The organism is Aeromonas sp. 602200 (assembly GCF_049173895.1).
Classification (GTDB): domain Bacteria; phylum Pseudomonadota; class Gammaproteobacteria; order Enterobacterales; family Aeromonadaceae; genus Aeromonas; species Aeromonas veronii_A.
In genome coordinates this window covers 42,986-66,799 of record NZ_JAAKSL010000020.1, presented here as the reverse complement: position 1 = coordinate 66,799, position 23,814 = coordinate 42,986, and the positions used below count along the sequence as shown (strand labels likewise).

Here is a 23,814-nt window from a genome sequence, read left to right as displayed (position 1 = left end):
TGAGTCGGTCTGCTTTCAGGCCTATTTGGCAATGCCGGAAAGCAGACCGGCCCTTATGCGGGCCGGTCTTGGAAGCGGGAGGCTTAGATCTTGCCTACCAAGTCCAGGGACGGGGCCAGAGTGGCTTCGCCTTCTTTCCATTTAGCCGGGCATACTTCACCCGGGTGGGAGGCAACGTACTGGGCGGCTTTGACTTTGCGCAGCAGTTCCAGTGCGTCACGGCCGATGCCGCCAGCGTTGATCTCGACGATCTGGATGATGCCCTGCGGGTCGATGACGAAGGTACCGCGGTCAGCCAGACCAGCTTCTTCGATCATCACGCCGAAGTTGCGGGTGATGGTACCAGTCGGGTCACCAATCATCGGGTACTGGATCTTCTGAATGGTGTCAGAAGTGTCGTGCCATGCTTTGTGAGTGAAGTGGGTATCGGTAGAGACAGAGTAGATCTCGACGCCCAGTTTCTGGAATTCAGCGTAGTTGTCAGCCAGGTCGCCCAGCTCGGTCGGGCAAACGAAGGTGAAGTCAGCCGGGTAGAAGAAGACCACGGACCACTTGCCTTTCAGGTCAGCGTCAGACACCTGAACGAATTTGCCATTGTGGTAGGCGGTAGCATTGAACGGCTTGATTTCAGTGTTGATGTAGGTAGACATGTAATTGCTCCTTGGTGATGTACATATGCCGGTCTGGTGTTGAAGAGTCTTGCCAGACGAGGCGCTTAACTTTCGATGGATTCATCATAGGGGCTTCCGCTAATCGATAAAAGCCGCAATTTTGAATCGCTTAAATCTACTCATTAGATAGCTCACTATGGCTGTACCTAACATGAATATCTCTGGCCTACTGAGATAACTCCTTGTCGTGGTTCAATATCTGTGCACTACATCGCCTTTTCAAGGCATAAGAAGGGGTGTGCAGATCCACGATGACGCGATGAGATAAACGGTGGTGCAAACGGGTGGCGCAGGAGGTTGAGGCCGCTGCTCGCAGCGATGGGGGATGTGCTGGTAAGGGGAAAGCCGAAAGGCGCAGATAAAAAAATCCCGGCGCTATCGCAACGACAGGGCCGGGTCATCAAACAAGGAATGGCTATATAAACAAATGCTTTACAGCAAAGACTAACTACGGGGTGTGCAAACTTGCAGACATAGGAGAGGAAGATAATGGGTGCACAATCCCTCGTCTCCCCCTCGGCAACTATTGCATGAGAGGGATGATAGTGTGACGCAGATCACAAGGCAAGCATTTGGTGTAATTTTTCAATCAAAATGAAAGTGTTTCATCATTTCAGCTTATTTTGACGGCTGAAAACGCTTTTATTGTAATTTAATTACAGTCTGAACTGTCAAAAGTCGGTAGGTGGTTCCTGCTCTTCCATCAATTCCAGCAGGTTGATGGCCACGGCAATAAAGTCCGACTCGGTGACAATGCCGATCAGCTTGCGTCCTTTGAGTACCGGCAGGCAGCCATATCTGTGCCGCTGCAGGTAAAGTGCCGCCTCCTTGATGCCGGCGTGAGGATCTACACTCGCCACTTGCCGTGTCATGATCTCGTCGAGTTGCACGCTGTCGGTAAATTCGGCTTCCCGCTCCGGGCTGATGAGCAGCAGCTTGGATTCCCGGGTGGCCAGGATATCGGTAAGGGTCACCAGCCCCAGCAGGTGGTGCTGCTCGTCGACGATGGGAATGTGGCGGATCCGCTCCTGCTGCATCAGGTCCATCGCCTGTTTGACACTGTTTGACGGACCCAGAGTGAAGGGGTGTTCGGTCATGATTTCGGATAGGGTCATCATGGTGGGCCTCCTTGTGTATCTGCTTTCACCCTAGCCCAGCCCCAACTGGCAAAACATGATCAGGGTCAATACAGAACATTAAAGAATCATTAACCGGAGGTGTGTCTCAATATTGCTCGCTACCCCTTGTCTCTCTTGGGTTTTTGGTCTTTTGGGTTGCCTTGGAAGATGGGGATAACTAGACTAGCCGCCGATTCCCCCCGAGGTGAAAGATGCAAGTATCCGATTTTCATTTTGATCTGCCAGACGAGCTGATTGCCCGCTATCCGATGGCAGAGCGTACCGCCAGCCGCCTGTTGCAGCTCGATGGTCAAACTGGCGCCCTGCGCCACGGTCAATTTGTCGATGTGCTGGATCAGCTCAATCCGGGTGACCTGCTGGTATTCAACAACACCCGTGTCATTCCGGCGCGCATGTTTGGCCAGAAGGCCAGCGGCGGCAAGCTGGAGGTACTGGTCGAGCGCATTCTGGACGAGCACAGCGTGCTGGCCCATGTCCGTGCCTCCAAGGCGCCCAAGCCCGGCACCCGGATGATCATGGATGGTGGTGTGGAGGCAGAGATGCGCGCCCGCCACGACGCCCTGTTCGAGATCCACTTCCTCGACCCGCGTCCGGTGCTGGAGATTTTGGAGGCCATCGGCCACATGCCGCTGCCCCCCTATATCGACCGTCCCGACGAGGATGCTGACAAGGAGCGCTACCAGACCGTTTACAATCAAAAGCCGGGCGCTGTCGCTGCGCCGACCGCCGGCCTGCACTTTGATGAGCCGCTGCTTGAGAAAATTCGGGCCAAAGGGGTTGAAACGGCCTTCGTCACCCTGCATGTAGGGGCGGGCACCTTTCAGCCGGTGCGGGTAGATAAGATTGAAGATCACCACATGCACTCCGAGTATGCGGAAGTGCCGCAAGAGGTGGTGGATGCCATCGCGGCCACCCGTGCCCGTGGTGGCCGGGTGATTGCGGTCGGTACTACTTCGGTCCGTTCGCTGGAGAGCGCGGCCAAGGTCACCCTGGCGCAGGGCAAACCGCTGGCGCCCTTTTTTAGTGACACCGATATCTTCATCTTCCCTGGTTACCAGTTCCAGATTGTCGATGCCATGGTCACCAACTTCCATCTGCCGGAGTCGACCCTGATCATGCTGGTCAGCGCCTTCGCCGGTTATGACAACGTGATGGCGGCCTATCAGGCAGCCGTGGTCGGACAGTACCGTTTCTTCAGCTACGGGGATGCCATGTTCGTCACCCGTCGCCAGGTTGAAGCATAAGCTTCAGCTTATTTACCGGGCCGTGAGCGGCCCTCCTATAGTCAGACTGTTTATCTGACGCAGCCGAGGTAGCAATGAAATTTGAACTGAAAACCACCGACGGCCGTGCCCGTCGCGGTCAACTGGTCTTCGAACGTGGTGTGGTACAAACGCCGGCCTTTATGCCGGTCGGGACGTACGGCACCGTCAAGGGGATGACCCCGGAAGAAGTGCGTGAAACCGGCGCCCAGATCCTGCTGGGTAACACCTTCCACCTCTGGCTGCGTCCGGGTCAGGAAGTGATGCGTGCCCACGGCGATCTGCACGATTTCATGAACTGGCAGGGCCCGATCCTGACCGACTCCGGTGGTTTCCAGGTGTTCAGCCTGGGCCATATTCGCAAGATCACCGAAGCGGGCGTCCACTTCCGTCACCCCATCAATGGCGAGAAGATCTTCCTTGACCCCGAGAAGTCCATGGAGATCCAGTACGATCTGGGCTCCGACATCGTGATGATCTTCGACGAGTGCACCCCGTACCCGGCTACTTATGAAGAAGCGCGCAAGTCCATGGAGATGTCCCTGCGCTGGGGCAAGCGCTCCCGCGACAAGTTTGATGCACTGGGTAACAAGAACGCCCTGTTCGGCATCATTCAGGGCTCGGTCTACGAAGATCTGCGGGATGTCTCCCTAAAGGGGCTGCTGGAGATCGGTTTCGACGGTTATGCGGTCGGTGGTCTGGCCGTGGGTGAACCCAAAGAGGACATGCACCGCATCCTCGAGCACGTCTGCCCGAAAATTCCAGCCGACAAGCCGCGTTACCTGATGGGGGTCGGCAAGCCGGAGGATCTGGTGGAAGGGGTGCGCCGTGGTATCGACATGTTCGACTGCGTCATGCCGACCCGCAACGCCCGCAACGGCCACCTGTTCACCACCGATGGTGTGGTGAAGATCCGCAACGCCCAACATCGCAACGACACCAGTACCCTGGATGCCGAGTGTGATTGCTACACCTGCAAGAACTACAGCCGAAGCTACCTGCACCATCTGGACAAGTGCAACGAGATCCTCGGTGCCCGTCTGAATACGATTCATAACCTGCGTTATTACCAGCGTGTGATGCAGGGTTTGCGGGACGCGATCGAGCAGGGTAAATTAGACGACTTTGTAACAGAGTTTTACCGTCGGCAAGGGAAGCCTGTGCCTCCGTTAGCTGAAAATGACGTTAAATAACAACATATAATTTTTTTTAAATCTACATCAATAAGAGGTTGTTAAATGAGCATTATCTCCAAGGCGTATGCAGAAGGCGCAGCACCGGGTGCACAGGGTGGTGGTATGGAAATGATCATCATGCTGGCCGTATTCGGCCTGATTTTCTACTTCATGATCTATCGTCCCCAGGCCAAGCGTGCCAAGGATCACCGCAATCTGATGAGCTCATTGTCCAAGGGTGATGAAGTGCTCACTTCCGGTGGCCTGGTTGGCAAAATTGCCAAAGTGGCTGCAGACAGCGATTACCTGGTGATCGCCCTGAACGACCAGACTCAAGTCACCATCAAAAAGGACTTCGTCTCTGCCGTTCTGCCCAAGGGTTCTATCCAGTCCCTTTAATCTCCCAAGGAGCACAGCGTGTTGAATCGCTATCCGCTGTGGAAATACCTGATGGTGATCCTGGTGATCGCCATCGGTTTTCTATATGCAGCCCCCAATCTTTACGGCGAAGATCCGGCTTTGCAGGTTTCTGCCAGCCGTGGTGCCGAAGTCAAGCTAGATACTCTTGATCTGGTGAAAGAGACCCTTGAAGCGGCCAAGATCCCGGTCAAACATGCTGCATTCGAGCACGGTTTTATCCTGATCCGTTTCAAGAACACCGAAGACCAGCTGAAGGCGCGCGATATCGTTGCCAACAAGCTGGGCGACAACTTCATTACCGCACTCAACCTGGCACCTTCCACTCCCGCCTGGCTCGAAGCCATCGGTGCGGCGCCTCTGAAGCTGGGTCTTGATCTGCGCGGTGGTGTGCACTTCCTGATGGAAGTGGACATGGCCGAAGCACTGACCAAGCAGCAAGAGCAGATGGTGCAGGATTTCCGCTCCGAGCTGCGCACCCAGAAGATCCGTTACTCCGGCGTACGCCGGGTCGGTGATCAGGTGCAGGTGATCTTCCGTGACGAAGCCGATCAGGAACGCGCCGTTTCTCATCTGCGTCGTCAGAACCCTGATTTGACTTTCACTACCGAGCAGAAGGGGGATGAGTTCATCCTGCTGGCTGGTCTGAGCGAAGCCAAGATCAAGGAGGTGAAGAAGTACGCCCTCGAGCAGAACATCACCATCATCCGTAACCGGGTCAACGAACTGGGTGTGGCCGAGCCGCTGGTACAACAGCAGGGCGCCGAACGCATTGTCGTTGAACTGCCCGGTATTCAGGATACCGCTCGTGCCAAGGAGATCCTCGGTGCGACCGCGACCCTGGAGTTCCACATGGTGGATGAGGCGGCTGATATTCAGGCGGCTGCTGAAGGGCGAGTTCCCCCCAGTTCCAAGGTTTATACCGATCGCAATGGTCGTCCGGTGGTACTGCACAAGCGAGTGATCCTGACCGGTGACCACATCGTGGGTGCCCAGTCCGGTTTCGACGAGTACAGCCGTCCCCAGGTCAACATCAAGCTGGATGGCCAGGGTGGCAACAAGATGGCCAACTTTACCAAGGACAACGTCGGTAAAGGGATGGCGACCGTCTTCATCGAGTACAAGCCGGTCGGTCAGCCTGGTCCGGATGGCAAGCGCAAGTTCCGCAAGCAGGAGGAGGTGATCAACGTCGCCACCATCCAGTCGCGCCTTGGCAGCCAGTTCCGCATCACAGGTATCGACAACGCCAACGAAGCCCACAACCTGGCGCTGTTGCTGCGTGCCGGTGCCCTGATCGCCCCGATCCAGATCGTGGAAGAGCGCACCATTGGCCCGAGCCTGGGTCAACAGAACATCGACAGCGGTATGGAAGCCATCGGCTGGGCCATGCTGGTGATCGTGCTGTTCATGGGGATCTACTACCGCGCGTTCGGCTGGGTCGCCAACTTGGCGCTCTGCATGAACCTGGTGTTGATTGTCGGCATCATGTCGATGATCCCTGGGGCCACCATGACATTGCCGGGTATCGCCGGTATCGTCTTGACGCTGGGTATGGCGGTGGATGCCAACGTACTGATCTACGAGCGTATTCGTGAAGAGATCCGCAACGGTCGCGGTGTTCAGCAAGCCATCCATCTGGGCTTTGATCGGGCATTTTCCACCATCGCCGACTCCAACGTGACCTCGCTGATCACTTGCGTGATCCTGTTCGGTATCGGTACTGGCGCCATCAAGGGCTTTGCCCTGACGCTGGGCATTGGTCTGACCGCCTCCATGTTTACTGCCATCACAGTTTCCCGTGCCATTATCAACCTGGCTTGGGGTGGACGGCGTATCGACAAGCTGCCCATCTGAGGATAGAGAAATGTTTCAGATTCTACATTTTGAAAAACCGATCCCGTTTATGCGCTATGCCAAGCCGGGTGTGGTTTTCTCTTCCGTGCTGATGGTGGTAGCCCTGTTCTTCCTGTTTGATCGGGGGCTGAACTGGGGTCTGGACTTTACTGGTGGTACCACCATCGAGGTGGGATTCCAGCAGTCGGTGAGCCTGGACAAGATCCACGACGTTCTGGAAGAGCAGAAGATTGAAGGAGCCACCCTGCAACACTTTGGCTCCAGCCGTGACGTACTGTTCCGTCTGACCCCTAAAGAGGGGGTCAAGGTCGAGCAGCAGGGTAACGAGGTGCTGGCAGCGGCCAAGCTGCTCGATGAGGGCGCTGTACTCAAACGCGTCGAATTCGTCGGCCCTTCAGTCGGTGACGAGCTTGCTACTGACGGGGCGCTGGCGATGCTGGCCTCCATCATCTGTATCCTGATCTACGTGGCGGTGCGCTTTGAATGGCGTCTGGCCATGGGCGGCATCCTCTCGCTGGTGCATGACGTGGTGATCACCCTGGGCGTCTTTGCCTACTTCCAGTACGAGTTCGACCTGACCGTGCTGGCGGCATTGATGACCCTGGTGGGTTACTCCCTGAACGATACCATAGTGGTGTTCGACCGCTTGCGGGAGAACTTCCGCAAGGTGCGCAAAGGGGATACCGACTACATTCTCGATCTCTCCATGACCGAGACCCTGAGCCGTACCATCATCACCTCCGGGCTCACCTTCGTGGTGGTGCTGGCGCTGCTGCTCAAGGGCGGCGCGCTGATCCACGGTTTTGCCGTGGCCATGGTGATCGGTGTGGCGTTCGGTACCTACTCCTCCATCTATGTGGCGAGTGCGTTTGCCATGTTCCTCGGCGTCAAGCGCGAGCACATGCTGCCCACCCAGGTAGAGAAAGAGGGTGCGGACCAACAGGAAATCCTGCCGTAACAGTGAAGAGCGCCTCATGGCGCTCTTTTCTTATCTCTGCGTGTCGTTTGCTGACGCAGATGATTTCAACAAAAGGAGCTTGCCATGCAACACAATCCCCGTTTTTTGGCGCTGGTTGACGGGATCCGCTCCCGCATCACCGAAACCGATGTTCACCAGATCAAGCGCTGGCAGGACGAAGGGCGCACGTTTCACCTGATCGACGTGCGGGAAGAGAGCGAGTGGGCCAAAGGCCATCTGCCCGGAGCCCAATATCTGGGTCGTGGAGTGATTGAGCGGGATATCGAGACCCTGTTCCCGGATCCCGAGACCACGCTCTATCTCTATTGTGGTGGCGGTTTTCGCTCCGTACTGGCGGCCGACAATTTGCAACAGATGGGTTATCGCAACGTAATCAGTGTTGACGGCGGTTTTCGCGGCTGGCTGGAGGCCGGATACCCTGTCGAATCCTGATTTATTTGATGGAGAGGGGCTCAGCTACATGACAAAGTGGCGGCTGACCTTTACCATATGCGGGGTCAAGCGTAAGCGTCGGAGTGTTCATTGAACGTCAGGAAAGGGATTGGATACCTCCTTGGTATCCTGTTGCTGCTACCCATGTGGGGTTGCAGCAGTAGCAGTCATGTCAACACCCCTAAGGTTCCCAAGGCGCAGCCTGCTTCACTGGTATTGGCGACCCCCCTGCAGGTCTCCTACCAAAGCGAGTTGGCGCTCGCCCGACTCGGGCAGATGCTGAGTGAAATGGAGTTGACCACGGAGCAACGGGCAGAGTTGTTCTATGAACGTGCCGTGGTGTTTGATCGCGTCGGCTTGCGTTCCCTTGCTCGTCTCGATTTCAACCGGGCCCTGCGGGAGAAACCGGATTTCGCTGAAGCCTATAACTTCATCGGTGTCTATTTGGTACAGCAGCAGAACTACGACGAAGCCTATGAGGCATTCGACTCAGCCCTCGAGCTGGCACCCGATTATGACTATGCCTACCTTAACCGCGGTATTGCCCTCTATTACGGTAATCGTCCCGAGCTGGCAGCGGCCGATATGAAGCGTTTCTACGAAGCGCAGCCGGAAGACCCTTATCGGGTGATCTGGCTCTATCTGGCCGAGCAGAAGCTCAATCCCGCTGCGGCCATGAGCCGGATGCGCGAGCGCCTCAACAAGTACGATGACGATGCATGGAACTGGGATCTGGTGCGTCTCTACACCGGTGAGATCAACGCGTCCCAGCTGATGGGCAATGTGGTGAAAGGGGTGAAAGATAACCGGGAGCTGGCCGAGCGCCTGTGTGAAACCTATTTCTATCTGGGCAAGTTCGAGTTGGGCAAAGGCAACCGCAAGGAAGCCATCAGCTACTTCAAGCTGGCGCTCTCCAACAACGTCTATGACTTCATCGAGCACCGCTATGCTCTGCTCGAACTGGAGTTGATGGCGCGCAAACCCTTGCCGCCGGGTGCCCAGAGCAAAGGCGAACAGCCCTCCTGAATGGAGATGGCGATTACCCGGTGATAAAAAACCTCGATATGAGGCTAATGCCAGTCAGTGAAACCTGACTGGCATTGTTTTTATCTGCTTTTTCACACCCACTCCCGTGGCTTGGCTCCATGTCACAGTGAGCTTCGTGTCGCTAATCCACACAACCCCGCCAGTTTTTCCAACTCTGCCGCCCGCCTCTGAATAATGAACGGGCACATCTGATCCATGCAGCTCAACAGATGGATGGGGCCGACTCCGTGTGAAACCCGGTCGGCTCGTCGTATGCCTCCTGATATGGGTGATTCTCTTCCCTATCGCGGTGGGCGACTGGTTGACTATCGCTGCTCTTGTTCGATTCCTGCCGGACTGCCTCTCTTAATGAGTGAGGCTGACGATAGGGAGTAAATATGCGTGCTGGCCCGTGCTTTTACACTCCGTTACATCTGCTCGTCCTGTGACCGCCCCATAATGGCCCCTGATCCCCTAACCCTGTGCGATGGGGGGCGGATCAGTAGTCGATAAGGTGGAGATCACGAGCAGTTTCCTGTCAGCACGGAGGCCAGGACGGCAGATGTCACAGAGCGTATCAAACCAGGTGATCAGACGAATGCTGGGAGCCTGCCAGCAGCAGGGGGGCGATCCCGATGCCATTTTGATGGCGGGCGGCCTCACGTCGTTCGACATCGAGCGGGAGCAGGGCCGGCTGCCGGCCCATAGCCACTACCGGATGCTGCAACTGATGCAGCCCTATCTGGCCAGTTTTCACGAAACCATCCTCTCCTACGACATCGGCCAGCTCTACCAGCACTATCCACCCCTTATCAGCTTGTGCCTGAATCAGCCCTCGCCGCGGGCTGCGCTTGAGGTGCTGCTGGCCTATCGCCCCATCATCGGCAGTTGTGACGAGCTGCGGGTGCTGCGGGGGGCGCAGGCCAGCCAATACCTGTATGTCAATCAGGGGCCCGCCAGCCTGGGGGCGAGTCAGGCTATCCCCAACTTCATCATGCTCTACCGAATTTTGCGAGTCTATCTGGCGGATCCCCGGGTCTCGGTGGGCTTCACGGGGCGGCCGCCACCGCGCCATCAGTTGCTGGACCAGTTCTTCGCCACCCGCTGCCGCTGGGAGCAGGAGGAAAACACCCTGACCATCGACAACGCCCAACTCGACTGTCCCAGCCACTGCTACAACGAGCCGTTGGGTCATCTGCAACTGGCTCAGCTGGCGCAGATCTGTGCCGACATCGCCGAGCGGGCCCCCTTTGCCTGTCTGGTGGGGGAGCGGATCCGCCACAAGATCCGGGAAGGGGGGCTGGAGAGCGACGAGAGCCTGCTCAAGGAGGTGTGCACGGCCATGAATGTCAGCCGCTGGACCCTGAATCGCAAATTGCAGGGGGAGGGGAGCAGCTTCTCCACCCTGCTCAGGGAGGCGAGGGTGAGCGAAGCCTGCCGCTTGCTGGGGGAGGGTGATCAACCGCTACAGAACATCAGCGATCGGGTCGGATTCTCGTCCCAGAGCGCCTTTAACCGCTTCTTCAAGGCCAACACCCGGATGACGCCGCTGGCCTATCGCAACTCCCGCCAATAAAAACGGGACCGGCGCAAGGCCGGTCCCGTGGTCGGGTCATTGCTGGGCCATTGTCGGACAAGGCCGGGCTGGGGGCCCGGCCGTGCCTGCCTCTGTTAGCGGGTGATGGTGGTGACGCTGGCGGGATCCACTCCGGCCGGCAGTGCCAGTGCCCCCGGCGTGGTGTTGCTCACTACGATCTCCTTGCTCACCGTGAAGCTGACCGGCGTGCTGGCGGAGACATCCGACGAGGGGCTGATGTAGGCACTATATCGACCCGGCTCCACGATCCACTGGTTGCTGGCCTCATCGAAGCTGGCGAGGATGCTGGCCGGAATGGTGAAGCTCAGCTGTTCGCTGGCCCCCGGTGCCAGTTGCGCCGTCTTGGCAAAGGCCTTGAGCTCGATGAGCGGTTTCTTCAGCTTGACCTCGGGGGCGGTCACATAGACCTGGGCCGCCTCCTTGCCTGCCACGGCACCGGTGTTGGTGATGGTGGCGGTCAGCACCAGGTTGCCGGCACTGCCGCCCTCCAAGGTATTGCTGGCGATGGCGGGGCTGGTGTAGCTGAAGCTGGTGTAGGAGAGACCGAAGCCGAACGGGTAGGAGACCGCCTGCTCGAAGGTGCTGTAGTAGCGATAGCCCACGTAGATCCCCTCGTTGTAGTAGAGATCGTCCGGTTCTCCGTCCCCGTCGGTGTCCTCACCCGGGAAGGTGCCGGCGGAGGGAACGCTGGCGTAGCTGTGCGGGAAGCTCTGGGCCAGCTTGCCGCTCGGGTTGACCGCGCCGGAGAGCACGTCCGCCACCGCGTGACCGGTCTCCTGGCCGGCCATGTAGGCCAGCAGGATGCCATCCACCTTGTCGCTCCACTGGGCGGTGTCGATGACGCCGTTGACGTTGAGCACCACCACCACTTTCTTGCCCTGGGCGTGGAAGGCGCTGCTCACCGCGTCGATGAGGGCGCGCTCGTCATCACCGAGCAGATAGTCCCCCTTGCCGCTGCTGCGATCCGCCCCTTCCCCGGCCTGGCGGCCGATGCTGATGACGGCGGCTTGCTGGGTGGCGGCCGCATTGGCGATCAGGGCTGCCAGATCGCCGCTGATCGGTGCCTCGGCACAGGTATAGTAGCCCTTGGCGCCAAACTGTCCCTCGTGATAGACCTTGTTGTTCTCGTAAAAATCGCGGTAGTAGCTCTGCAACGCCTCGTTGACCGGGAAGCGTGCCGCCAGTCCTTGCGCGATGGTGGTGGTGCTGGCGGCGTTCACATCCCCGCTGCCGGTGCCGCCCTTGTAGGTGTTGATCTGGTTGATGCCAAAACTGGCCAGGCTGCTGCTTGTCGCCAGCGGCAGGGCTGCGGCATCGTTGCGCAGCAGCACCATGCTCTCGGCGCCGGCCTGACGGGCCAGTTTGGCATTGGCGGTCAGATCCGGGCTGTTGCTGATGACCAACTGGCTGTAGGAGGGACTCTTCATCACCTGGGTCAGGATGTGGATGGCGGCCTCGTTCACCTTGGCCTCGTAGAGATCGCCGTGCTCGATGGATTGCTGCAACTGCTCCTTGACGTTGCCCGGCTCGATCAAATCCTGCCCCGCCAGCACCTGCTTGTAGGCATTGTTGGCCACGTCGCCGGCAAACCAGTCGGACATCACTAGGCCGTCAAACTTCCACTCGCCGCGCAGCAGGTCGGTCACCGCATCCCTGCGCTCGTTGACATAGGTGCCGTTGACCTTGTTGTAGGAGGTCATCACCGCCCAGGGCTGGGCCTCGTCCACCGCTATCTGGAAGCCGCGCAGATAGATCTCGCGGAAGGTTCTCGGTTCACCGATGTCGTTGATCTGGTTGCGGTTGGTCTCGGAGTTGTTACCGAAGTAGTGCTTGATGGTGGTGCCCACCCCGTTGCTCTCCACCCCGTTGACCATGGCGGCGCCGATTTTGCCGGTCAGCAGGGGATCTTCCGAGTAGTACTCGAAGTTGCGGCCATTGAGCGGGTTGCGCTGGATGTTCATGCCCGGAGCCAGCAGGATATCGCCCCCGTACTGGCGCACCTCGTCCCCCATGGCTTCGCCGACGGCCTTGACCAGCTTGACGTCCCAGCTGGAGGCGAGCAGTGAGCCGATGGGCCAGGCGGTGGCATAGTAGCTGGCGCTGTCACCGTCGCGGTTGGCGTTGATCCGCACCCCGGCCGGCCCGTCCGCCAGTTTGAGGGCCGGAATGTCGATGCCGTCCGCGCTGCGCAGTACGCCGTTGATGTAACCCGCCACGCCAGGCACGTCCTGTTTGACGTTGATGGCGCCGTTGGCACTGCCGTAACCGGGGCCGGAGAGCAGGTCCAGCTTCTCGCTCAGGGTCAGCTTGGCCACCATGGCTTCGGCCTGGCCGCGGTAATAGGCATCGTCCTTGACCAGGGGATCCGAGTCATTCTGGTTGCAACCGACCAGCATGCCGGCCAGCGCCAGGCTGACACCCAGTACAACCGCTTTCAATTTTGTGGTGATAGGCATGAAGACGTCCTCGTAACTGTCTGAATAAAAATACAAAGGAGATATCGACACCGGGCGCAAGGCACCCGCCCGGGCTGGGCCGCTCTGCTGGCGGCTGCCATTGGATATCGCAAGGAAGGCCGAACGGGCCGGTGGGCCGGCGTTTGGCTGCAGGCAGGTTAACAAGCCGGGCGATGGCCGCCTTGCCCCGGGGGAGCGAGAAATGTGCCGGCGGGAGCAAGGGGGCCGAGTTGTGAGCAAGGTCGTATCGAAAGGCGGTGCCAAAGCAAAGGTGGGAGGTGGCAAGAGGGGAAAGGGCAGGGGAGATGCGGATAAAACGGATGGCCTGACGGCTAATGAGGATGGCTGCGATCAACACGCGAGGGGGCCGGCGGCCCCCTCGAAGATCAGCTGAGATGCCCGGGCAATGGCCCGGGACGGCTCACTTGGGCTGTTTGAGGGCCCCGGCGAGTTCAATCTGCACGTTGACCCCCTCCTGCTTGAGCGCCGTGGCGACGGCGTTCAGATCGGTGCCCGGCTTGGCTTCCAGCAGGGCGATACCACCACTGCTCTGCTTGAAGCGCAGGCCGTGCCGGCTGGCCAGCGCGCTGGCCTGGTTGTCATCGGCTTCCACCAGCAGGGTACCGCTTACAGTCAGCTCCGGGCTGGCGGCCCCTTGCATCAACACGTCACCGCGGCGCAGGGTCTGTTGCGGGACCTTGCTGTCAAGGCTGCGGGCGACCCGCCTCTTGCTGCCGTTGTCGGGAATGAGGTAGGTCTGGCCGTTCACCTCTATGGTGCTGTACTGCTTGCCATCCATGGTGACGGACTCCTGGGCGCAGAGCTGTCCCGAGAGGGGGGCCAGCAGGGTTGCCAGAAGCAAGGTAACAGGTTTGTTCATGGTAATACTCCTAGCGTGTTAGCTGCGGTTGGCATCGTGACCCAGGACCCGCAGGGACCATGAGATCAGCTTGCCCGGTTGGCGATTGTTGCGCTCGGTCAGGGTGGTACGCTCACGGGTTTCGCGATTGAGCAGAGAGACCTGACGGGTACCGTTGGCAACATCGGTTACTTCCAGTCGCCATGTGCCTTGCGCCGATTCGCCGTAGAACTTGTTGGATAGCATCCGCATGTCGCGCAATCCCTTGGTTCGCACAAAGCCCAGCTGCTGCTGGTCGAGAGATTGGCCGACCAGGCTGTTGAGGGGGCTCAGCAGGATGCTGCGGGTGCCGGCGGGGGAGACCAGTTCGATCAGCAGATCGGGCAGGCGCTGATGATCCAGACTCACCATCACCTGAACCGCTTCTACCGTCAATGGTGTGGCAATGCGGGTTGTCGAGCTGGTCGGGCTGTTGCCCACATCCGGGATGGCAGCGGTACTGCCGGTGACATTGATCTTCTGCCATGGCAGTTGTACCAGCGGGGGGAGGGGTTGGTGATTGGCTGCCAGCTCAAGGGCCTTGTTGACGTCGATCAGACCGAAACCGTAAGTCGGGCTGAACCACATGCCGGCGGCATTGCGCTCCCACCCTTCCAGCCCTTTCACATCGCGTACCTTGCCGGTGCTGCTGGTGTAGCTGACCATCACAGGTTTTTGTGTGGCATCGACCCGGGTTGCGCTGCGCGCCAGCAGATCCCGCAGGTCACGTACCGACAGATCCGGGTAGGCGGACATCAGCAGCGCCATGGCGCCGGAGGTGCTGGGGGTAGCGGAGGAGGTGCCGTTCATCACGCCGTTGTAGTCGCAGCTGGCATCCAGTTGCAGGTTGCCGTGCAGCCGGTTGGTGCTGGGATCGTCGGTGCGGTTGTAACCCATGTCGCAGCCGGGCAGATCCGTGGTCACCATCGCCGGAGCGTCGGTGCCGTACTCGCCGCCGGTTGCGCTCAGGAAGATGTTGCTACCGACGCTGGAGTAGGAGGATCTGACGCCATCGGCGTTGAGCGCGCTTACCACCAGGTTCCAGAAGTTGCTGTTGGAGGGATCGAGGTTGCTGTTTTCAAACGGCAATTTGGGACCATTGCCGGTGCGGTTAAGCACATAGCCGCCCGCCGCTATCTTGTTGAAGCCGTTGCCGGCGGCCTTGATATAGGCCGCGCCCTGCGCCTTGAGGGTCTGTTGTTCAAACAGACGATCAAGCTGGGATTGATCCAGAGAGTTGGCAGAGCGGGGATCCACCACACTCATGCCGTAGCTCTGGTTGAACACCCGGTTGTCGCGGCTGGCATCGCTGTCGCCAAGGGCGTAGAGCCAATCTTTCTGCAACTGCTGGCTGTTGTCATCCAGCAGGTTGAACCCCTGCAGCTGGGCTCGCGGGGCAATCCCCTTGGTACCGATGGCATTGTCTACCGCCGCAATAATGCCGGAGACCGACGTGCCGTGGGCCGAATCCGGATCGGTCGGTGTCGGGTCATCGCTGCTGGTTACCACGTTTTTCGAACCCGGACGCACGTTCTCCGCCAGATCCGGGTGGGCGATGGCCAGACCATCATCCACCACGGCCACATTGACTCCCTGGCCCAGCACGCCGGTGCGATGAGCCCACCAGAGGTTGAGATCATTGCCCGCTATGCCGCCACGGGCGCTGAACCCATCTTGGCCGCTGTTGAGCAGATACCACTGCTGATCCTGCAGGGGATTGGTACCTGGCAGGCAGCGCTCGGTGCTGCTGCGTCCGATATCCATGCCGTTCTCCTTGCCGGTGAGCGGCGCACAACCTTCATTTGCCTGAACGAGCGCACTGGGCAGGGTCGACAGCAGTGCTGTGATCGCCAGTGCTAACGATGTTTGCTTCATTATTTTTTTAACTCCATCTTGGATCGCACCATCCTGAGTGCGACGGAAATCTATACACGGGTGGTAGGGGTTCAAAAAGAGCCATTTTCAAAAAACGCAATGAGGTTCAAAGAAATCCGATCTGGTTTATGGTAGGTATTCCAATGACGCTGGTTATGTGTTTTATTGAGAATGGTTCTCACCGTTTGCTACTGATCTTTTTATCTGTAATTCACTCCTCTCGCGACTCTCCTTCGCCGCAGCCATCTCGATTCGGGGCAATCCCGAGGGGCGCTCGTGCGCTCTTGGAAATAAACGGCATGGTGGTGTGTGCCAATGTGAGTGCTGGTATGCGTTCGGGTGAGCCTGCAAGAGTGATAAGGTGGGGGTGGGTCAGTGGTTTATTGCTTGGCGGCGGTGGATGGCTCTGTTATGGTAACTTAAATAGCCGTTTGGATGGCTAGATTGCTGCGGTGTGAAGGGCGTTACTTCTGAGGGCGGCCCCGCCGCAGTCCCATAGCTTGATGCGTACCTGACTGGGAGTCCCTATGCCGTTTCGTTCCTTCTTATCTTCTCCTTTGACTGCTTCCTTGCGCGCCACTGCTGGCGCCAGCACCTTTATTGCCGCGATAGCGGTCGGGAGCCTCTCTTTTTCCGCGGTTGCCGCCGATGCGTCCTTGCCGACCAAACAGGAGATTGTGATTGGTACTACGGTGGGGGATTTTGCCGACATGGTGACCGACTCCATCAAGCCGCAGCTGGAGGCCAAGGGGTATAAGGTCAAGCTGGTGGAGTTCACCGACTATGTGACCCCCAATATTGCTCTGGCTGACGGATCACTGGATGTGAACTGCTTCCAGCACAAACCTTATCTGGAGAGTTTTGCCAAAGATCGCGGCTTGTCGCTGGCACCCATTACCCAGGTGCCAACCGGTCCGATGGGGCTCTACTCCGGCAAGCTGGCAGCACTCGACAAAGTGAAAAAGGGGAGCACGGTGGCCATCCCCAACGATCCCACCAATCAGGCGCGGGCGCTGTTGATGCTGCAGGATCTTGGTTGGCTCACTCTCAAGGAGGGGATAAACCCGCTAAAAGCGAGCGAGTTTGATGTGGTGAACAATCCGCACAATCTCAAGCTGGTACTGCTGGAGGCGGCGCAGTTGCCCCGCTCGCGCGAGGATGTGGACTTCTCGGTGATCAACGGTAATTTTGCTGCCTCCAGCGGTATCCCGTTCAGTGAAGGACTGTTTCTGGAGCGCAGCTACGATTTTATCAACTGGGTGGTGGTGAAAAGCGCAGATGCGGAGCAGCCGTTTGCCAAAGATGTGGCGGCGGCCTACAACTCGGCGGCTTTCAAAGCCTATGCAGCCAAGCGTTTCGTCGGCTACAAGTACCCGCAAGGGTGGGGTGGCTAACTGTCGTGAACGTGGCCCGGCTATACAACGAAAAACGCCCCGAATTCGGGGCGTTTTTTATGGTAGCAAGCCATTAACGGGCGCTTCACTGGTTGCGATAGAAGCGGTTCAGCTCGTTCATCACCTGGATCATGGCGCCCATATCCGGGGTGCCGTGCTTGATCGGGCGATAGCTGTTGCGCTCCAGCAGTTCGAAGTCACCCTGCTTGTTGAAGTGGGTGATGGTGTCCCCTTCATAGATGGCGAAGTCGTTCTGATCCCCGGCCAGCAGCCAGTTGCGCGGGTTGGTATCAAACAGCGAGCGGCCAACGCTGTAATCGCGCGCCGGATTGCGCACGCCCAGCATCCCCTGCATCAGGGTCGGCGCCAGATCGAAATGGCTGCTTGGTTGTTCCCGAACGTCACTGCCGCGCCCCGGCCAGGCCAGTACCAGTGGTACCTGCACCTGATAGGGTGAGTAGTTGCTGCCTGCGCCCCAGCTGTTGCTGCGGGTGTCGTTGAACTCCTGACCATGGTTGGAGGTGATCACGACGATGGTGTTGCTGTCCATCCCCTGCGACTGCAATTTGGTCAGCATCTGCTCAAGCAACTGGTCGGTATAGAAGACCGAGTTCTTGTAGCGGTTCTCCAGTTTTTGCAGGTTCTCCGCCCGATAGGCGGTCGCCGGATTGAAGTTGGCGAGCTCCGGTTGGAACGGCCCCTTCATGGTGGCGGGCAACTGGTAGTCGCCGGGGCTCGAGAGATAGACCAGCGAGAACCAGGGACGCTCGGGAGAGCGCTTCTCCAGCCACTGCTGCCAGTCGGTCAGCAGCTTGCCATCGTCACTCTGCTCGGAGACAAACACCTGTTTGCGCAGACCGGCGAGGATGCTCTTGCGATACTTCTGGGCATCTTCCATCGCGCCGAATAGCCCGAACTGGTAATCCTGGCGCAGCATCTCGTCGAACAGCACCGGCGGACGCTTGTCGCTGCTGATGTCCTTGTAGTAGTGGCCGGGCAACCCGTAGAAGAGGCTGAACATGCCCATAAGGTCATCGTTGCCACCACTCAGGTGATTGCGGAACGTCAGATGCTGATCCGCATAGCGCTGCAGATTGGGCATGTTGATGTTGTTGAGCATGTCAAAACGCAATGAGTCGACCACCACAATAAGCAGATTGTTGTGAGTCAGGGGGGCGTTGACGTTGAGCGGGCGCAGCGGATAGTGCATCCGGCTGTCGCTGTTATCCCCCTGGGAAGCAGCCTGCTTCTCGTATTGATCCAGATCCAGCCAGCCATGTTTGGCCAGGAAGGAGCGGGCCGTCATGGGGTAGGAGAGGGGGAAGTTGGCTCTCTGCATGGTGATCGGCTGATAGAGGGTCGCATCGGCCCAGCTGTTGACCACGTGGGTCAGAATAAAGCAGATCAGCAGGGCCAGCCCCACCTGATTGCCGTACTGGCGGCGCTTGCGCTTGTTGATCTTGCGCCAGACATAGGCCGACAGCAGCAGTTGCAGCAGGAAGATGGTGGGCACGGCAACGAAGATGATGCTCCAGATTGAGCCCTCTTCGGTCTGCGCCTGATCCAGCAGCAACTGCCATACCTGACTGTTGAGGTGGAACTTGAACAGCCGGAATACCTGGGTGTCGATCAGCAGCAGCACCAGCGCCAGGGTGGCGATGATGGCCGAGATGAACCGCAACGACTTCTCCTTGGGCAGCACGAAGCTGAGCGGGAAGATCGTCAACAGGTAGGTGACAAAACTCAGAAACGAGAAGTGGCCAATCCAGCTTACAACGAGATAGATCACGCCAAGCGTGGTCGATGGCCAGCTGATGGCACCCAGATAACGGGTGGCGATGAGCATGGCCAGAATAATGTTGAAGAAGGAGAACCAATGCCCCCAGGTGATCAGGCGAGAGACATTATCACGATAGGGGTTACCGGTTTCGACCATAGTGATCCATCTGCGTTGAGAAACGTCAAATCAACAGAGTCGGGGACTCAGTGTGCGTCGTGGCGATTATCGACCGATGCGGTCAGGGCCTGGACAAACTTTTCAGTGATGGCCTGGCGTTGGGCCGGTGCCATACCGTTGATGATATTGGTGGTCAGATTGCCAAGCACCATAAGGCTGAGATCTACCGGCGCTTTATGCTTTTCCAGCGCGGTGATCAGGTCGTTCATCAGGGCGTCAAATTGCTCGTTATTGTACTTTGATACGATAGGCATAATCTTCAGTTCATCTCGGTTCAAAGCGCCTTATAATACTTCACCCTTTCGGCTAACACTATGGCTTTGTGACATGAGTCTCGATATCGACAAGATCATTCTTCACTCCTTGCGCCAGGGCGGCGATGGTCAACCCCACGCCGATACCCGCAGCCAGACCCTGCCCCCTGATGAGGCGGTACAGGGACTGATGGCGGAACTGCATCGGATCTACAACGGCAAGGGGGGCAAGGGCTTTGGCTTCTTTGCCGACCCCGAGGCCGCCGTCGCCGAGCTGGCCGACGGTGAAGAGGCTCCCAAGCAGCCTTCACCCGCGTTTCGTATCGCCCTCGAACAGCTACTCGACGAGCAGACCGAATTCGTTCCCTTTTCGGTCACCGTGACCCAGATGCTGGTCAAGCAGCTGGTGGAGCACGCCCTCGATGAGCAGGGGGTGCTGCTGTTTGCCAAATATAACTACGTCGGGGTCGATTATCTGCTGATTGCTCTGCTGGAGGGCAAGGAGAGCGTCACCGTCAGCGAAGCGCTGGAATTACGCCATATCCAGTATCTGGATATCGGCAAACTCAATCTGGTGGCCCGCATTGATTTGACCGAATGGAAAACCCAACCTGATTCGCGCCGCTATATCACCTTCAGCAAGGGGCGCATTGGTCGCAAACTGGGCGACTTCTTTATGGATCTGCTGGGTGCCCGCGAGGGCATGGATGCCAAGGTACAAAATAAAGGCTTGCTGCAGGCGGTCGAAGATTATTGCGACAGTCGTCAGCTCGAACCGACCGAGCGCAATGACTATAAAAAGCAGGTCTTCAAATATTGCACCGAACAGGCGAGCGCCGGTGAAGAGATCGAAATCAAGGAGCTGTCTGCAGAATTGCCCGGCGACGGTGACCTCGATTTTTACAGTTTTATCGGTCAGGAGTATGAGCTGGAAGAGCGCTTCCCGGCGGATCGCTCTACCTTGCGTGGTTTGACCAAGTTTGTCGGCTCCGGCGGCGGTCTGACTTTGAGCTTTGAGCAGAAGCTGTTGAACAGCCGGATCTTTTACGATCCCCAGACCGACACCCTGACCATCAAGGGTGTGCCGCCCAATCTCAAGGATCAGCTGCTGCGCCAGTCATAATGTGATCCGGCCTTCATTTTTGGCAAAAAGACACCGCAGTTCGCTGCGGTGTCTTTTTATTTAATGGGGCAGGGGGTAGCGAAAGCAACTCGGTGCTTTGTTAACAAATTAAACAGAATTATCCATGTGAAAGGGTTTTCAATGAGGTGAAAACCCTTTCATTCATGTCTTTTTATTTCTATTTGGTAATTTAATTTCTTGTGTTGGCGAGAAATATGCCAATAAATGGCGCTAACCCCCTGAAACAAGAAAATGTTTTCAAAACTTTCTGGAAGGAAATACGTAATTGCATTTCAAAAATGCGAGTTGCGTCATGTGAGCCGTTTGCCGCTTGGGATAATATTCATCTCGCACACAATGCTCTTACAGCGCGGAACTAATACAAGGAAAGGCTCATGAAAAAGAAATTGCTGTCATCCCTGATCGGTCTGGCCACTCTTGGCGTCGCTTGCTCTGCTACTGCTGCCATCGATGAGGGCCAGCTGACCATCTGGATCAACGGTGACAAGGGATACAACGGTCTGGCTGAAGTGGGTAAGAAGTTTGAAGCAGAAACCGGCATCAAGGTTACTGTGGCTCACCCGGATCAGGTTGAAGTGAAATTCCAGCAAGCCGCCGCCACTGGCAACGGCCCGGACATCTTCTTCTGGGCTCACGACCGTTACGGTGAGTGGGTCAAAGCCGGTTTGCTGGTTCCGGTAACGCCGAACGCTGCCACCAAAGGCAAATTTGAACAGCTGGCATGGGATGCCATGACTGTTGATGGCAAAACCTATGGCTACCCGGTTGCCATGGAAGCAGTCAGCCTGATCTATAACAAGGACCTGCTGCCCGAGCCGCCGAAAACCTTCGAAGAGATCGCCAAGATTGACGAGACTCTGAAGAAAAACGGCAAGCGCGCCATCATGTGGGCTTATGACACCCCGTACTTCAGCTATCCGCTGGTGGCTGCCAACGGTGGTTACGCCTTCAAGAAAACCGCTACCGGTTATGACGTCAAAGATACCGGCGTGAACAACGCAGGTGCCAAGATGGGTGTGGGCTACATCTCCGAGATGATCAAGTCCGGTCACCTGGAAAAAGGCATCGACTACGGTGTGATGGACGCCAAGTTCAACAAGGGCGAAGTGGCCATGATGATCAACGGTCCCTGGGCCTGGAGCAACCTGGACAAGAGCGGCATCAAGTACGGCGTAGCGCCGCTGCCGACCCTGAACGGCAAGCCGGCCAAAGCCTTCGTTGGCGTACTGGGTGCCACCATCAACGCCGCCAGCCCGAACAAGGATCTGGCTATCGAGTTCCTGGAAAACTACCTGCTGACCGATGCCGGTCTGGCGCCGGTTAACGCCGACAAGCCGCTGGGTGCCGTTGCGCTGAAATCCTTCCAGAAGACCCTGGAATCCGATCCGCACATTAAGGCCACCATGCTGAACGCCCAGGCTGGCGAGCCGATGCCATCCGTTCCCGAGATGAGCCGTTTCTGGTCTTCCTTCGAAACTGCCCTCAAGAACGTGACCTCCGGTCGTCAGGGTGTTGACGAAGCTCTGGATACCGCTGCCAAGCGTATCGTTCAGTAAGCACGCACTACCCGGGAGGCCGTCATGGCCTCCCACTCTCTCAAATCTCTCTTGGCGTTATAAAGGTTAATTGGCATGGAAGTAGTACCTTCTGTTGAGTCCTATGCCGGTCCGAAGGATAAGCACACCTGGCTTAAGTGGACCATAGCGGCCCTGGTTGCCATCCTCAACGGCTACGCAGCCGTGATGATGTACGCCAGTGGCGAGTGGGTATTCGCGCTGCTGGATCTGGTGGTGGTTTCCGTCGGTCTGTATGTCTTCATGAACAAGAAGACCTATGCCCATCGCTACATCTTTCCGGGTGTTGCGGGCATGGTTGTGTTTATCATCTTCCCTCTTGCCTACACCATTGGCATTGCCTTCACCAACTATTCGGGGTCCAACTTGCTCTCCGTGGAGCAGGCGCGGGACTACCACCTGAAGAAAACCTACAAGGTGGCGGGCGGTGAATTCGATTTTACCCTGCTGGGTGGCGACAACGGCCAGTTCCAGCTGCTGCTGACACAGGATGATCAATCCTTTATCAGCCAACCTGTTTCCCTGATGACCAACAAGGCCCGTGAGCTGGCGTCCCGCGAGGGCCGTGTGCAGAACACCCAGCAAGTGGTCGAGCTGCAGCCCTTCACTGGCGAAGCGGCCAGCAAGGCCGCACCGATCCGCGCCATTGTTGAGCATCGTACTCACCTGAGTGACCTTGATCTGGTGCTGCCGGATGGCGGTACCCACCTGACCCTGAGCAGCCTGCGCAAGTTTGCCGCCCAGAAGCAGCACTACACCCGTCTGATGGATGGTGCCGTGCTCAAGTCCGGCGTGGTGATCAAAGACAGCAACCTGCTGCGTGATACCCAGAATGGCGAGCTGATGCTGCCCAATGGCGAGACCGGCTTCTATCAGTACATCGACGAACAGGGTCAGTTTGTCGGCAAGGGTATTGCTCCGGGCTTTGTGGTGAGCGTCGGTTGGAAGAACTTCGCGCGCATCGTCACCGATCCGGGCATCCAGTCACCCTTCCTGCAGATCTTCATCTGGACCGTGATCTTCTCAACCTGCTCCGTCGCTTTCACCTTGGCTATCGGCATGGTGCTGGCCTGTCTGGTGCAGTGGGAAGAGCTCAAGGGGCGCGGTTTCTATCGGGTCATGTTGATCCTGCCCTATGCGATCCCGGCGTTTATCTCCATTCTGGTGTTCAAGGGGTTGTTCAACCAGAACTTCGGTGAGATCAACATGTTCCTGGAAGCGGCGTTTGGCATCAAGCCGGACTGGTATACCAACCCCTTCCTGGCCAAGGTGATGATCCTGATTGTCAACACCTGGCTCGGCTACCCCTACATGATGATCCTCTGCATGGGCCTGCTCAAAGCCATTCCGGAAGATCTCTATGAAGCGTCCGCCATGGACGGTGCCGGCCCGGTACAGAACTTCTTCAAGATCACCGTGCCGCTGCTGATGAAGCCGCTGACACCGCTGTTGATTGCCTCGTTCGCCTTCAACTTCAACAACTTCGTGCTTATCCAGTTGTTGACCAACGGTGCGCCGGACATCATCGGCGCCAGCACCCCGGCTGGTACCACCGACTTGCTGGTGAGTTATACCTACCGGATTGCGTTCCAGGGATCGGGTGGTCAGGACTACGGTCTGGCCAGTGCCATCGCCACAGCTATCTTCCTCATCGTGGGTGCGCTGGCGCTGCTCAACCTGAAATTGTCCAAAGCCGACAAGCAGCTGTAA

The 23,814-nt window shown here is 57.7% G+C and carries 19 protein-coding genes; 12 read left to right on the top strand and 7 right to left on the bottom strand.

Annotation, left to right across the window (positions count from 1 at the left end):
* Nucleotides 1-83 precede the first annotated feature (83 nt).
* Nucleotides 84-650 carry an alkyl hydroperoxide reductase subunit C gene (ahpC, locus tag G5221_RS19170; RefSeq protein WP_005337335.1) on the bottom strand — a complete coding sequence of 189 codons (567 nt, stop codon included), beginning with the start codon at nucleotides 648-650 and terminating at the stop codon, nucleotides 84-86.
* A 692-nt stretch (nucleotides 651-1,342) separates the two neighbouring features.
* Complete coding sequence (locus tag G5221_RS19165; RefSeq protein WP_013723842.1) at nucleotides 1,343-1,789, bottom strand: CBS domain-containing protein; 447 nt, start codon at nucleotides 1,787-1,789, stop codon at nucleotides 1,343-1,345.
* A gap of 212 nt (nucleotides 1,790-2,001) precedes the next feature.
* On the opposite strand from G5221_RS19165, the gene queA reads away from it, so the two are divergent.
* From queA to G5221_RS19125, 8 genes are all read left to right on the top strand, one after another.
* Nucleotides 2,002-3,054, top strand: a complete 1,053-nt coding sequence (gene queA, locus G5221_RS19160) for a tRNA preQ1(34) S-adenosylmethionine ribosyltransferase-isomerase QueA (RefSeq protein WP_042056163.1) — start codon at nucleotides 2,002-2,004, stop codon at nucleotides 3,052-3,054.
* A 74-nt stretch (nucleotides 3,055-3,128) separates the two neighbouring features.
* The gene (tgt, locus tag G5221_RS19155) at nucleotides 3,129-4,265 is read left to right on the top strand and encodes a tRNA guanosine(34) transglycosylase Tgt (protein ID WP_005337329.1); all 1,137 of its coding nucleotides are present in this window, start codon (nucleotides 3,129-3,131) and stop codon (nucleotides 4,263-4,265) included.
* 45 nt (nucleotides 4,266-4,310) lie between these two features.
* Nucleotides 4,311-4,646, top strand: a complete 336-nt coding sequence (gene yajC, locus G5221_RS19150) for a preprotein translocase subunit YajC (RefSeq protein WP_005337327.1) — start codon at nucleotides 4,311-4,313, stop codon at nucleotides 4,644-4,646.
* Nucleotides 4,647-4,664: 18 nt separating this feature from the next.
* On the top strand, nucleotides 4,665-6,518 hold the full coding sequence (secD, locus tag G5221_RS19145; protein WP_216953338.1) for a protein translocase subunit SecD: 1,854 nt from the start codon (nucleotides 4,665-4,667) through the stop codon (nucleotides 6,516-6,518).
* A 10-nt stretch (nucleotides 6,519-6,528) separates the two neighbouring features.
* On the top strand, nucleotides 6,529-7,476 hold the full coding sequence (gene secF, locus G5221_RS19140; protein ID WP_005344682.1) for a protein translocase subunit SecF: 948 nt from the start codon (nucleotides 6,529-6,531) through the stop codon (nucleotides 7,474-7,476).
* Between the two features lie 84 nt (nucleotides 7,477-7,560).
* Nucleotides 7,561-7,929 (top strand): rhodanese-like domain-containing protein, encoded by a 369-nt coding sequence (locus G5221_RS19135; protein ID WP_005344690.1) that lies wholly within the window; start codon nucleotides 7,561-7,563, stop codon nucleotides 7,927-7,929.
* Nucleotides 7,930-8,019: 90 nt separating this feature from the next.
* Complete coding sequence (nlpI, locus tag G5221_RS19130) at nucleotides 8,020-8,955, top strand: lipoprotein NlpI (RefSeq protein WP_005344691.1); 936 nt, start codon at nucleotides 8,020-8,022, stop codon at nucleotides 8,953-8,955.
* Between the two features lie 598 nt (nucleotides 8,956-9,553).
* Nucleotides 9,554-10,531 (top strand): helix-turn-helix domain-containing protein, encoded by a 978-nt coding sequence (locus G5221_RS19125; protein ID WP_421263733.1) that lies wholly within the window; start codon nucleotides 9,554-9,556, stop codon nucleotides 10,529-10,531.
* 95 nt (nucleotides 10,532-10,626) lie between these two features.
* Here the strand turns inward: G5221_RS19125 and G5221_RS19120 are convergent, their stop codons facing one another.
* The 3 genes from G5221_RS19120 to G5221_RS19110 form a co-directional block, all read right to left on the bottom strand.
* Nucleotides 10,627-13,008 (bottom strand): beta-glucosidase, encoded by a 2,382-nt coding sequence (locus G5221_RS19120; RefSeq protein ID WP_421263728.1) that lies wholly within the window; start codon nucleotides 13,006-13,008, stop codon nucleotides 10,627-10,629.
* A 421-nt stretch (nucleotides 13,009-13,429) separates the two neighbouring features.
* Complete coding sequence (locus tag G5221_RS19115) at nucleotides 13,430-13,888, bottom strand: serine protease chaperone (protein WP_421263727.1); 459 nt, start codon at nucleotides 13,886-13,888, stop codon at nucleotides 13,430-13,432.
* 18 nt (nucleotides 13,889-13,906) lie between these two features.
* A complete protein-coding gene (locus G5221_RS19110; RefSeq protein ID WP_421263726.1) occupies nucleotides 13,907-15,781 on the bottom strand; it encodes a S8 family serine peptidase in 1,875 nt (624 codons plus the stop codon).
* Between the two features lie 527 nt (nucleotides 15,782-16,308).
* Here G5221_RS19110 and G5221_RS19105 point away from each other — a divergent pair.
* Nucleotides 16,309-17,175 (top strand): MetQ/NlpA family ABC transporter substrate-binding protein, encoded by an 867-nt coding sequence (locus G5221_RS19105; RefSeq protein WP_236303149.1) that lies wholly within the window; start codon nucleotides 16,309-16,311, stop codon nucleotides 17,173-17,175.
* 85 nt (nucleotides 17,176-17,260) lie between these two features.
* Here the strand turns inward: G5221_RS19105 and G5221_RS19100 are convergent, their stop codons facing one another.
* On the bottom strand, nucleotides 17,261-19,111 hold the full coding sequence (locus G5221_RS19100) for a DUF3413 domain-containing protein (RefSeq protein WP_421231720.1): 1,851 nt from the start codon (nucleotides 19,109-19,111) through the stop codon (nucleotides 17,261-17,263).
* A 47-nt stretch (nucleotides 19,112-19,158) separates the two neighbouring features.
* Entirely contained in the window at nucleotides 19,159-19,386 is a 228-nt protein-coding gene (locus tag G5221_RS19095) for a YejL family protein (protein WP_005333874.1), read from the bottom strand.
* A gap of 73 nt (nucleotides 19,387-19,459) precedes the next feature.
* Here G5221_RS19095 and yejK point away from each other — a divergent pair, with 73 nt between their 5' ends.
* The 3 genes from yejK (at nucleotide 19,460) to malF (ending at nucleotide 23,814) form a co-directional block, all read left to right on the top strand.
* On the top strand, nucleotides 19,460-20,509 hold the full coding sequence (gene yejK / locus G5221_RS19090) for a nucleoid-associated protein YejK (protein ID WP_005333872.1): 1,050 nt from the start codon (nucleotides 19,460-19,462) through the stop codon (nucleotides 20,507-20,509).
* Nucleotides 20,510-20,904: 395 nt separating this feature from the next.
* A complete protein-coding gene (gene malE, locus G5221_RS19085) occupies nucleotides 20,905-22,086 on the top strand; it encodes a maltose/maltodextrin ABC transporter substrate-binding protein MalE (RefSeq protein WP_005333871.1) in 1,182 nt (393 codons plus the stop codon).
* Nucleotides 22,087-22,161: 75 nt separating this feature from the next.
* Entirely contained in the window at nucleotides 22,162-23,814 is a 1,653-nt protein-coding gene (gene malF, locus G5221_RS19080) for a maltose ABC transporter permease MalF (RefSeq protein WP_005333870.1), read from the top strand.

Bases quoted from the DNA above. Each gene is read 5' to 3' on its own strand.
- tgt (WP_005337329.1), top strand. From the start codon at position 3,129: ATGAAATTTGAACTGAAAACCACCGACGGCCGTGCCCGTCGCGGTCAA.
- queA (WP_042056163.1), top strand. From the start codon at position 2,002: ATGCAAGTATCCGATTTTCATTTTGATCTGCCAGACGAGCTGATTGCC.
- G5221_RS19105 (WP_236303149.1), top strand. From the start codon at position 16,309: ATGCCGTTTCGTTCCTTCTTATCTTCTCCTTTGACTGCTTCCTTGCGC.
- G5221_RS19120 (WP_421263728.1), bottom strand. From the start codon at position 13,008: ATGCCTATCACCACAAAATTGAAAGCGGTTGTACTGGGTGTCAGCCTG.
- G5221_RS19115 (WP_421263727.1), bottom strand. From the start codon at position 13,888: ATGAACAAACCTGTTACCTTGCTTCTGGCAACCCTGCTGGCCCCCCTC.
- G5221_RS19110 (WP_421263726.1), bottom strand. From the start codon at position 15,781: ATGAAGCAAACATCGTTAGCACTGGCGATCACAGCACTGCTGTCGACC.
- yajC (WP_005337327.1), top strand. From the start codon at position 4,311: ATGAGCATTATCTCCAAGGCGTATGCAGAAGGCGCAGCACCGGGTGCA.
- secF (WP_005344682.1), top strand. From the start codon at position 6,529: ATGTTTCAGATTCTACATTTTGAAAAACCGATCCCGTTTATGCGCTAT.
- malF (WP_005333870.1), top strand. From the start codon at position 22,162: ATGGAAGTAGTACCTTCTGTTGAGTCCTATGCCGGTCCGAAGGATAAG.
- G5221_RS19135 (WP_005344690.1), top strand. From the start codon at position 7,561: ATGCAACACAATCCCCGTTTTTTGGCGCTGGTTGACGGGATCCGCTCC.
- malE (WP_005333871.1), top strand. From the start codon at position 20,905: ATGAAAAAGAAATTGCTGTCATCCCTGATCGGTCTGGCCACTCTTGGC.
- G5221_RS19100 (WP_421231720.1), bottom strand. From the start codon at position 19,111: ATGGTCGAAACCGGTAACCCCTATCGTGATAATGTCTCTCGCCTGATC.
- yejK (WP_005333872.1), top strand. From the start codon at position 19,460: ATGAGTCTCGATATCGACAAGATCATTCTTCACTCCTTGCGCCAGGGC.
- G5221_RS19095 (WP_005333874.1), bottom strand. From the start codon at position 19,386: ATGCCTATCGTATCAAAGTACAATAACGAGCAATTTGACGCCCTGATG.
- G5221_RS19125 (WP_421263733.1), top strand. From the start codon at position 9,554: ATGCTGGGAGCCTGCCAGCAGCAGGGGGGCGATCCCGATGCCATTTTG.
- G5221_RS19165 (WP_013723842.1), bottom strand. From the start codon at position 1,789: ATGATGACCCTATCCGAAATCATGACCGAACACCCCTTCACTCTGGGT.
- ahpC (WP_005337335.1), bottom strand. From the start codon at position 650: ATGTCTACCTACATCAACACTGAAATCAAGCCGTTCAATGCTACCGCC.